General features: G+C 41.0%; 1 protein-coding gene. It reads right to left on the bottom strand.

The features are described from left to right. The coding region (locus ACJTHF_RS14065) for a hypothetical protein (protein ID WP_407812642.1) at positions 1-385 on the bottom strand (385 nt) is incomplete at both ends.

Raw genomic sequence — 385 nt, 5'->3', positions numbered from 1 at the left:
CAATGATTCACTCGTGCTCAATGACTCGCTGGTACTCAATGATTCGCTCGTACTTAATGATTCACTCGTGCTTAGTGATTCACTTGTGCTCAATGATTCACTCGTGCTCAATGACTCACTTGTGCTCAATGACTCTGATGTACTTAATGATTCACTCGTGCTCAATGACTCTGATGTACTTAATGATTCACTCGTACTCAATGACTCACTTGTGCTCAATGACTCTGATGTACTTAATGATTCGCTCATGCTTAATGATTCACTCGTGCTCAATGACTCTGATGTACTTAATGATTCACTCGTACTTAGTGATTCACTTTCGCTGATCGACTCGCTTGTGCTTAATGACTCGCTTGTACTCAATGATTCACTCGTGCTTAACGAT

Origin of the sequence: Mammaliicoccus sp. RAM2 (assembly GCF_045897195.1) — a bacterium.
GTDB lineage: Bacteria > Bacillota > Bacilli > Staphylococcales > Staphylococcaceae > Mammaliicoccus > Mammaliicoccus sciuri.
This window is presented reverse-complemented; position numbering and strand designations above follow the sequence as displayed.